Annotated in this window: 5 protein-coding genes and 4 pseudogenes; 7 read left to right on the plus strand and 2 right to left on the minus strand. The window is 59.7% G+C overall.

The genetic code is table 11. The features are described 5' to 3' along the window. The first annotated feature begins 905 nt into the window (after nucleotides 1–905). Both P9230_RS32090 and P9230_RS32095 read left to right on the plus strand, forming a co-directional pair. Complete coding sequence (locus tag P9230_RS32090; protein ID WP_063169287.1) at nucleotides 906–2837, plus strand: potassium transporter Kup; 1932 nt, start codon at nucleotides 906–908, stop codon at nucleotides 2835–2837. Between the two features lie 307 nt (nucleotides 2838–3144). Next, nucleotides 3145–3605 (plus strand): annotated as a pseudogene (locus P9230_RS32095) (OB-fold nucleic acid binding domain-containing protein); the annotation flags it as partial. Between the two features lie 512 nt (nucleotides 3606–4117). Here P9230_RS32095 and P9230_RS32100 read toward each other — a convergent pair. After that, a pseudogene (locus P9230_RS32100) lies at nucleotides 4118–4614 on the minus strand (aldehyde dehydrogenase family protein); the annotation flags it as partial. 611 nt (nucleotides 4615–5225) lie between these two features. Here P9230_RS32100 and P9230_RS32105 point away from each other — a divergent pair. Together P9230_RS32105 and P9230_RS32110 are read left to right on the plus strand one after the other, a co-directional pair. Then, nucleotides 5226–5564 carry a helix-turn-helix transcriptional regulator gene (locus tag P9230_RS32105; RefSeq protein WP_063169282.1) on the plus strand — a complete coding sequence of 113 codons (339 nt, stop codon included), beginning with the start codon at nucleotides 5226–5228 and terminating at the stop codon, nucleotides 5562–5564. After that, nucleotides 5554–6870: a HipA domain-containing protein gene (locus P9230_RS32110; RefSeq protein WP_063169281.1), complete on the plus strand. Its 1317-nt coding sequence runs from the start codon at nucleotides 5554–5556 to the stop codon at nucleotides 6868–6870. Before P9230_RS32105 ends, P9230_RS32110 begins: the two co-directional genes overlap by 11 nt. 569 nt (nucleotides 6871–7439) lie before the next feature. Here the strand turns inward: P9230_RS32110 and P9230_RS32115 are convergent. Further along, entirely contained in the window at nucleotides 7440–7799 is a 360-nt protein-coding gene (locus P9230_RS32115) for a hypothetical protein (protein ID WP_126066776.1), read from the minus strand. Between the two features lie 516 nt (nucleotides 7800–8315). Between P9230_RS32115 and P9230_RS32120 the strand changes: the two are divergent. The 3 genes and pseudogenes from P9230_RS32120 to P9230_RS32130 form a co-directional block, all read left to right on the plus strand. Beyond that, a pseudogene (locus tag P9230_RS32120) lies at nucleotides 8316–8849 on the plus strand (IS21 family transposase); the annotation flags it as partial. 10 nt (nucleotides 8850–8859) lie between these two features. Then, nucleotides 8860–9173, plus strand: a pseudogene (locus P9230_RS32125) (ATP-binding protein); the annotation flags it as partial. A gap of 192 nt (nucleotides 9174–9365) precedes the next feature. Further along, nucleotides 9366–9715: hypothetical protein (locus P9230_RS32130; protein WP_140671265.1), on the plus strand; the 350-nt coding region annotated here is incomplete at its 3' end.

A 9715-nucleotide genomic window follows, 5' to 3' on the forward strand; every position in this document is an offset into this window, starting at 1 on the left:
CGCCCACATGTTCGAAAAGCGTGATCATTGATGAGTTCTTCCAGTCGGTGCGGCATCGCAGTGCTTTTGCGCATAGGACCGCAATTGTCGTGCCAACTGGGAAAATCGTTTCGGAACAACGTGATCGCTCTGGCAGCGTTGTGTCAGATGTCCGACATCGTCGAGAATCCGACAACGAGTGCTCCTCCTAATCACCGGATCAACCTCCGGCGCCAGTCGGTGACACCGCATTCCTCTGTCTTTCCAGGAGACGGCGTGGACATCAATGCCGTTCCTCACCGAACCCGCCTCCTAGCCCTTCGCCCATACGTCACGGCCGCCCCCCGGTTTGGCTTCAACCTGAAGGATTACGGCGTCCTCTTCGCAGAGAAGATCGGGTTGTTCGTGGCGCGCGCAGCGGAGCCCAAGGAGCTTTTCTGGGTTGCGGATACTGGCATGTCGATATTACGACCGTGTGTCCTTCGACAAGCTTGGTGGCTTCTTCAACCAGAATCTCGCCGCGGAGATCGAATCGTTATCTGCGCCGCAAAGTGCGGCCGGTGAGCGGCGTGGCCCTGCGTTCCAGTTGGCCACGGTCCTCGCTGGGACGAGCAAGTAAATGGCTTGCGCAGCAACGGTGCGATCACACCTGGAGCACGGCGTCATCAGGAAAGCGCCATCCTTGTGCGCCCACGACACCCTGGTCGCCATCGGCCGCATCGCGGGGGGGCACTGTGGGCGATAACCATTCATTGATCTGGGCGATTGAGGGTTCTGCCGGGGCGCTATTGCTGCTCGGTAGGGCTGCGGGCTGGCGAGTCTACCAAGGCGAGCAACGACAGGCGAGACGGCAGACATTACGTGACGGAACTTGATATTGCAGTGCAGCAAGCGTAGAGCACCGCGCGCTTATCGGAGTGTCGTCCATGGCCCTTACCAATGCTGGTAACGAGGCAGAACCTGTCGAACAATCGAGCCATTCTGAGGTCGAGCAGCACAGCACCAAGGCGCTGATGTTGGGCGCACTAGGTGTCGTTTATGGCGATATAGGCACCAGCCCGATCTATGCATTTCGCGAGGCGTTGCATGCATCAGCGGGTGGCAACGTCGCCAGCCGTGGCGACATCCTCGGCGTACTCTCGCTGATCATCTGGTCCCTGACGATCACCGTGACGATCAAATACATCATGTTCGTGCTCCGCGCCGACAATCGAGGCGAGGGCGGAGTGCTGTCGCTTATGGCGCTGGCGCGCAACAGTTTCCCGACCTGCTCTGCGGTGATCCTCGGCATCGGCATCGGCATCGGCATCGTCGGCGCGGCGCTTTTTTTTGGCGACGCCGTCATTACGCCGGCAATCTCGGTACTGTCGGCGGTCGAAGGTATGAATGTCGTCACGCCGACGTTCCAGCCCTATGTGGTGCCGCTGACACTGGCCATCCTGGCGATCGTGTTTGCGGTACAGCGGTTTGGCACCGGCGGCGTAGGATTGGTGTTCGGACCCGTTACCGCGCTGTGGTTCCTGGCCATCGGCCTTTCCGGGCTCAACCACATCATGGACGACCCGGAAATCCTGCTGGCAATCAGCCCGCATTACATCGTGTCGTTCCTGGTCAACTCGCCTGACGTCGCCTTCGTTACGGTTGGTGCAGTCTTCCTCGCCGTCACCGGAGCCGAGGCGCTCTACGCCGACCTCGGCCATTTCGGCCGCAAGCCGATCGTGCTCGCCTGGCTGGCGATCGTGTTCCCTTGTCTGTTGCTCAATTATGTCGGGCAAGGCGCCTTCGTGCTGGCAAATGGCGGCGTTGTCGGTCATCCGTTCTTCGAGATGAACCAGGGCTGGACGCTTATTCCGATGGTCGTGCTTGCCACGGCGGCGACCGTGATCGCCTGCCAGGCGGTGATCTCCGGCGCCTTTTCGCTGACCAGGCAAGCGGTACAGCTCAACATGCTGCCGCGTTTCGTCATCCAGCACACGTCGGAAAAACAGTCGGGCCAGATCTATCTGCCGCGCATCAACCTGATGCTGGCGCTGGTGGTGATGCTGCTGGTGGTCGGCTTCGGCGAATCCAGCCGGCTGGCCTCGGCCTACGGTATTTCGGTGACCGGCAATATGCTGGTGACGAACATACTGCTTTTTGTTGTGATGACGCGCATCTGGAAATGGCCGCTCGGCGTCGCGATAGCCTTAATGGCGGTGTTCGTCTTCATCGATACCGGCTTCTTTGCAGCTAACATCGTCAAGGTATTCGAAGGCGGCTGGGCCTCGCTTGCCATTGCCGCAGTGATCGTGATGACCATGTGGACTTGGATAAGAGGCAGCAGGTATCTATTTGACAAGACGCGCAGGAACCAGATTCCGCTCGATTTCCTTGCGGGCAATCTGTTGAAGAAGAAACCGCAGCTGGTGTCCGGTACGGCCGTGTTCCTGACCAGCGATCCCGCCAGTGCGCCGACCGCGTTGATGCACAGCCTGAAGCACTACAAGGCGCTGCACGAACAGAACGTCATCCTCTCTGTGGTGACGGCGCAGCAGCCCGTGGTGCCCGACAGCGAGCGGATCAAGATGGAAACGATCAATGAGCTGTTCATGCGGGTGACACTGACCTTCGGCTACATGGAACAGCCTAACATCCCGCGTGCGCTGGCGATCTGCCGCAAGCAGGGTTGGAAGTTCGACATCATGACGACGTCCTTCTTCCTGTCGCGTCGCTCGCTCAAGGCGTCACCCAACTCCGGCATGCCGGTGTGGCAGGACAAGCTGTTCATCGGCTTGGCGCGCACGGCCGCCGACGCGACGGAGTATTTCCAGATCCCGACCGGACGTGTGGTCGAGATCGGAACGCAAGTGGCCGTTTAGGTATGCCCGGTTAAGCAGAATCAATTGGCATTTCGCGAGCCGGTGAATGCCTGACCGGGCGGAGGCCACGATGCTTGCGCCAAACTGGGGTCCGGTTCCAGGCCTGAAGCTTCCGGCCCCGAAAGCCGTCCTTTACGCCTGCGATCATTTCCGTTCCGCATTGTCTTGCCGACCCACCAGTCGAGATGCGCTGAAACGACCTCGCCGGGCAGCAACTTATCATTTGAACCTAATCGATGTGCCGCAAGTCCGACCTTCATTCTTCAGTTCACAGGCTAGCGTTGCCAAAATCGGCGTGCCGCCTAACCGGCGCCGCACCGTGACCTGTCAGGATGCTATGCAGGCGCGAGGCAGAAGCTGGCTCGAGGCCGCCGGCCTGGTGCTGGTCCGGCAGCGGCCGGGCTCGGCCAAAGGCTTCATGTTCCTCTGGAGGATGAGACGGGTGCGGCAAACGTCGTCGTCTGGGTCAAGATCTCTCGAGAAATTCCGGCGCGTGCTTCTTGCTTCGGCCATGCTCGGCGTCCGCGGACGCATCCGACGGAAGAGGAGGTGGTGCACCTCGTCGCCCACGAGCTGACCGATCTGTCGGCCGGGCTGGCCAGCGTGGGAAACCGCAAGACGCCGTTTCCGTTGCCGCACGGCCGAGGGACGAGGCTCATCACGGCGGATCGGGCATCGATCCGCGCGGCATGCCGAAGGGGCGCGACATCGTCGATGCAGTATGACCATATCGACCCTATCAAGTTCAAGACGCGTAACTTCCGGTAGCGCTTCCGGAGGCCACTTCAGCAGCATGTTGTGCACACTTTTGTCGGACCCTGTTAACTGCCGATTGGCAGCAGGTCACCCCGTGCCGGATCCCAAATGTCGTCGCTCTCAAGCGCAACGACTGCCCGCACCCTTTTTAAGTCAGCGAGCACCTCCACCGCCGGACGCCGCCCCGTTTCCTGAGCCGCGGCGTAACGGGTGTATTTGTGACTGTCCGGCTCAAACCACTTCAACGATTCCAAAGTAGCCATGGCATCGCCCTTGCGGCTGCGCGTGATGCGAATGATCGTGATCCCATCCTAAGCGCTCGCGTCGAATGGAGACACGCTGCCAACGCTTCATCTGCTCTACCCCATCTTTGTTCCAAGGCGGTCGGATCATCTCAATGAGCCCTGCCTCGGGGTGGCCAAAGCATGCATATTTATCGTTCGGCCCCGCATCGAATTATCATCTGCGATGTGGGACTCGATCTTGGGTTGGCGACGGCTTCGCTCCGGGAGTAGACGTCGGACCACTGATAAGTGCCGGACCTTCTCCACAATTTCTCGGCGGACTCATCGTGAACGCTCGATTGGACGTAAATGCGGTTCGCGGAAACGCAGGTCTGGCCGGCATTGCGGAACTTCGCCTGGACCGCACCGTCAACAGCACCGTCAATGTCGGCATCATCGAAGATGATGAAAGGTGCATTGCCGCCGGTTTCAAGGCTGACCTTCTTGATCTGGTCAGAGCACTGACGCATCAGCAGCCGTCCGACCTCGTTCGAACCGGTAAAGCTGATCTTTGGAATTGGTGCAGAGTTCACGGCCCACGCGATCACCTTCGGACGCATAGATCAGGTTGACCACGCCATCGGGAAAGCCGGCCTGATGGCGAGAGCAAACATTGCACCTAGCCACGCCACGATAAGATCGAGCGCGGCTTCGTTGCGTGCGGGTCTGTGGTCAGTGGAGGGCGGAGGAAAAGCGCTCGGCGTGCTCGCCCTCGCGATACCACTGGTTCGCGCCGGCAAGCGCCAGTTTCTGAGGCAAATCGCCGAACAGCTGGTAGAGCCTTACTCTCAGGGCTTGGCATCTATGTCGCCTACGACCGCCACATGCAGCCCGTCGCGTGCGAAAGCGGCTTTGTGGAAGGCGCTTAGATCGGAGGGCGTTACGCTAGTCAGCCTCCCTTGGGCGGTCTCGAATACGGATGCGTGCGTAGATTCCGCGCCGCCAGGCCAGCTCGGCGATCGCATGAGGTTCGCGCTCATTGGCAATGATTTCGGAGAGAAGCTGGGCGCGTATGCGGTCGAAAAGTGCTGGTGTAGCCGGATGCGGGTCCCGCCGCCGAGAATGTCGGCCAGCAGTCGAGCGCCGCGGCCCCGCACCAGGGACCGCCCATGAATGACTCATGCGAGGCGTCTCAAGGCTGTCCGCGATCCAGCGCCAGATCTCCGCCTCGCCCGAGACGCGCAGAGCTGGCCGGTTGTGCAGGAGCCGTCGGCAATATCCGCCTTCCTCGTTCGGATGGGTAACGCTTGCGATACGGAGTCTTGACTTTGGCAGTCGCTCTGTGACATTACCTATATAAAGTTCGAAAGAAGGCGATATGGATCATGCATAGGTCACAGAGACCCGAATGAAGGCAACGTATAAACGCACCTATTCGCGCTACGCGATGGAAGCGCTTGGCCTTTTCGGTAAGACCATCCGGCTTGGCCGGATGCAGCACCGGTTAACCGCACAGGAGTTAGCCGAGAGAATCGGTGTTTCACGCAGCACCCTGCAGCGCATCGAGAAGGGCGATCCCAAAGTCGAAATCGGACTGATGTTCGAAGCTGCTGCCATTGTCGGTGTGAAGCTGTTCGATGCCGACGGCAATGGCATCACAGCCCTCACAGGCCGCATGGACGATCGCATCGCGCTGCTGCCGAAGCACGTCTACAAGGCCGGCAAGCAGATCGTCGATGAGTTCTAAGGTCCCCAAGTACGACGAAGCCTATGTCTGGGTCTGGCTGCCGGGCGAGACCGCGCCGGTTGTCGCCGGGCGGCTATATGCCCATGACGGACTCGTCAGCTTCAACTATGGCAGGAGCTTTCGTGAACTGGGAAGCGCGATCCCGCTTTATCTCCCGGAACTGCCCCTGAAGGCAGGCGAATTGCCTTTGCTTCCTGGCCTAACCATGCCGGGATGCATCCGCGATGCTGCCCCTGATGCCTGGGGACGACGGGTTATCCTAAACCGCAAATTCGGTGTGAAGGGCGATGAAATCGCGCGGCTCGATATTTCAGAACTGACGTTCTTGCTGGAATCAGGCTCGGACCGCATCGGCGCGCTCGATTTTCAGTTTTCGCCAATGCATTACGAGCCGCGCGCACTGGCCAATGCCACTCTCGAAGAGCTTGTCCAATCGGCGGAGCGGGTAGAGAAAGGTATTCCGCTCACCCCCGAATTAGATCAGGCGCTGCATCACGGCAGCTCGATCGGCGGCGCAAGGCCAAAGGCGCTGATCGAGGGTGACGCCGTCAAGCATGTCGCGAAATTTTCCTCGTCTGCCGACCTTTACAGCGTCGTCAAAGGAGAATTCATAGCCATGCGGCTTGCCGCCTTGTGCGGCATCAGAGCGGCATCCGTCTCGCTCGTTCGCGCCGCAGGCAACGACGTGTTGCTCGTCGAGCGATTCGACCGGATCAAGGTCACGGGCGGCTGGCAACGCAAATCCATGGTCTCAGCGCTGACGATGCTCGCGCTCGATGAGATGATGGCGCGTTACGCCAGCTACCAGGATTTGGCGGAGATCATTCGCCACCGATTCACCGCGCCGTCGGAAACTCTGCGCGAGTTGTTCAGCCGCATTGTCTTCAACATACTTTGCGGCAACACCGACGATCATGCCCGCAACCATGCGGCATTCTGGGACGGCGCTAAGCTCACCCTCACGCCTGCGTACGATATTTGTCCGCAGGCCCGCAGTGGCCAGGAGGCCAGCCAGGCCATGCTCATCAGCGGCAATAACCGCATGAGCCGGATAGCGTCCTGCCTTGAAGCGGCGCATCACTTCCTGCTCAGCGCGCCGGAAGCTCTTGCGATTGTTGAAGGCCAGCTCCGATGCATTGCGGAGAATTGGCCGCGTGTCAGCGAGGAAGCTACGCTATCCGGCACAGATCGCAATCTGTTCTGGGGCCGACAGTTCCTCAATCCCTACGCTTTTACGGCGCTGGAAGGAAGCGCCGACGTTCTCCGCGCTCTGGCTGACGAACTACGCAACAGTGTTCACGCCTGATCCGGCGCTGGATTTCGGACAAGCTCGGCAAGCGCAAGACGCCCACAATATCGACAACCCTTGCCGTGCCAGGACGAAGATTGAACAAACGGCTCTTCAACAGTGACAACGTGCACTGCGGAGAGATGTGGAGCTGACACCGCAAAAGCCCAAGACGCGCGACTTCCCGCGATACAACTCCACATAACTGAGCGTCTACAAGCGGTGCAGCCAGCCAAACATCCAGCCATCAAAGCGATGATCGTCTGATCTTTTGCCGATGACATCACGTCGGGGAAGCCTTGTTCGAGCGCTTGCCGCTTCATATCGATACCGGCCTGGGCGTAGCGCATCGTTAGTTCAGCCCGAGTGGCCTGGCCATCGACTGATGGTGGCGATGTCAACACCCGCCTTGACGAGGTGGATGGCCGTCGTGTCCCGCAAAGGGCGATGATGGATGCTTTTTTCCGCCATGGTGGTTCCTTCGCCCGCAGCCATGTGTGCGCAGCAAGTATGGAACACCGAACCGGGTGAGCAGTGTGGGGCGGTCGTTGCTTTGCTCGGCGGGACAGGGCGATACCAGACGAAGGTCACAATCGAAGATTCAGGATCCCTGAACTCGTGCATCCGTATTGAACATCAGCGAAAACAGAGCGTAATCCCGCTGTCCAGAAGGCGTGCGGCGGACGATACGCGCCAGGACGCTCTTGATTTCCGGGCTCATCGAGATATTCGACAGGTGCCACCCACGCGCCCTCTTGAAGGGAAGTGTCACCACCAGTTGCAGCGTATCCTAATATTCGGGGTGCTCCGAAATCAGGAACCGCGCAAAGGCATGCATCGCCGCCAGCCTTGCATTGCGGGTCGCAACTGCCACGCTCGACCTCAAGTGATGTGAGAAAGCTGCCCATCCTGTCGGTATTGATGTCGGAGACCGCTTCTTCTTTCAAGAATATCTTCCCGCTCTCCCGCGGCATGAGCCCGTGGCATGCTTCGGCCCAATGCTGTGGATTGATGTTTCTTCATGCCACAACCTCGCTGACGAGACCGCCGAAAGCCCCTTCAAAGCGGTCGGTGGCGATCTCTCGCAGCTTTGGAAGGTAGTGCATTGATTTTTCGTGGAATGGGGACCCTGTTTAAAGGGTGATTTTCGTCCAAACGGGACCCCTTAACGATGGGGTCATCAAGATGCCTCCGGCTTGATCGGAGGCATTTGTGTTTTGGATGTTGGTTTTAGAGACGATTGCAAAGATACGTCGGCTGTCGCTGGTCCAGGGGAAGTCGATCAAAGCGATCTGCCGTGAGCTGAAGATCTCGCGCAAGGTGGTGCGCAAGGTCCTGCGTTCTGAGGAGACGCAGTTCCGCTACGAGCGCAAGCACCAGCCCTATCCCCGCATGGGAGCTCGGCGTGAGACGCGGGACCGGCTGCTGTCGGCGAATGCGGCCAAGCCGCAGCGGGAGCGGCTGCCGGTCGCTTCGACGGCTTCCATTGCATTCCCCCGTCGGTGTCGAAGACCTGCACGGTGCGCTTCGACAACAACAAATACTCGGTGCTGTCGAGTGCCGTCGGTCGGCCCATCGAGATCCATGCTTATGTCGATCGGATCGCATCCGCCAGAGGATGGCGTGGTCGTGGGAGAACACGTTCGCTCCTTTGGCCGCAACGAGGTCGCCTACGATCCCTGGCACACGGCGCGCGCCGTTCCTTGGCTGGGTCGTGCGGTCGGCAATGGAGAAGGTGCGGCGCAGCTCAAGGCGGTTGATGACGTCGACCGGCAGATGGTGTTGATCCTCACCTGGGTGCTGACCGACGGATTGAGCGCGGTCGAGGCCGCCTGTCAGGAAGCCATCGAGCACGGTGCATCGTCGGCGCCGGTGATCCTCAACATCCTGGCCCGCAGCCGCGATCCGGCGCCGGGCACGATCCTTTCCATTCCCCAAGCGCTGAAGCTAGCTCACGAGCGGTCGCCGACTGCACCCGCTATGACAGTCTCAGGAGGACAAACAGCCATGGAACGCACCGAGGTACTGGAACTGATGGGAGCGCTGAAGCTCTACGGAATGCGCAGAGCCTATGACGAGATCATGGGCGCGTCGCCATCAAGCGACGGCACGAGCCGCCCAGGATTGTCGGTGATCTCTTGCAGGCCGAGATATCGGAGAAGCAGGCCCGCTCCATCAAATACCAGTTCGCTGTCGCCAAGTTGCCGCTGGCCAAGGACATCGACGACTTCGACTTCGCCGACACGCCGGTCACCCCCTGATGCGCGATCTCGCCCGGCCGCGCCTTCGTCGCCGATCAGCGCAACATCGTCCTGGTCGGCCGCCTTCACGGGTCACCCAACTCGCGCGGAAGGTCGACCGCATTGCGACGGGCGCGTGTCGACTTCCCAACAATGTCAGACAGGAGACGCAACGCTATCGGAGCGATCGCATTGCCCGAAACGATTTTCCCAGTTGGCACGACAATTGCGGTCCTATGCGCAAAAGCAAACTAGACCTGAGAGCCGCACCGCATGAATGTAGCCTCCCAATATCTGCCGCTTGTGGCGCATCACGAAGCCGGGCACGCGGTGGCCGCCATCGTTTTGCACCGTCAGACGTTCGACGACGACCGTGAACTCCCTGCTTTCTCAAGTGTTAGTATTTACCCCGACGTCGGTGACGGAGAGTGCGGTGGTGTTGTCGAAGGCGCGGGTTTTTATTCAGCGCAAGGATTCACCTCGAAGCGAAAGCCGATTTTCGAGGACGATATGGATCGATGTTTGGAACGCGATGATGCGATCCGGGAGATAGTTGCGTGTCTGGCAGGTCCTTTTGCAGAATCCGCATTCGAAGGCTATCTGGACCCGCGCGATATGGCGAT

Source organism: Mesorhizobium sp. WSM4887 (assembly GCF_029625865.1).
Lineage (GTDB): Bacteria > Pseudomonadota > Alphaproteobacteria > Rhizobiales > Rhizobiaceae > Mesorhizobium.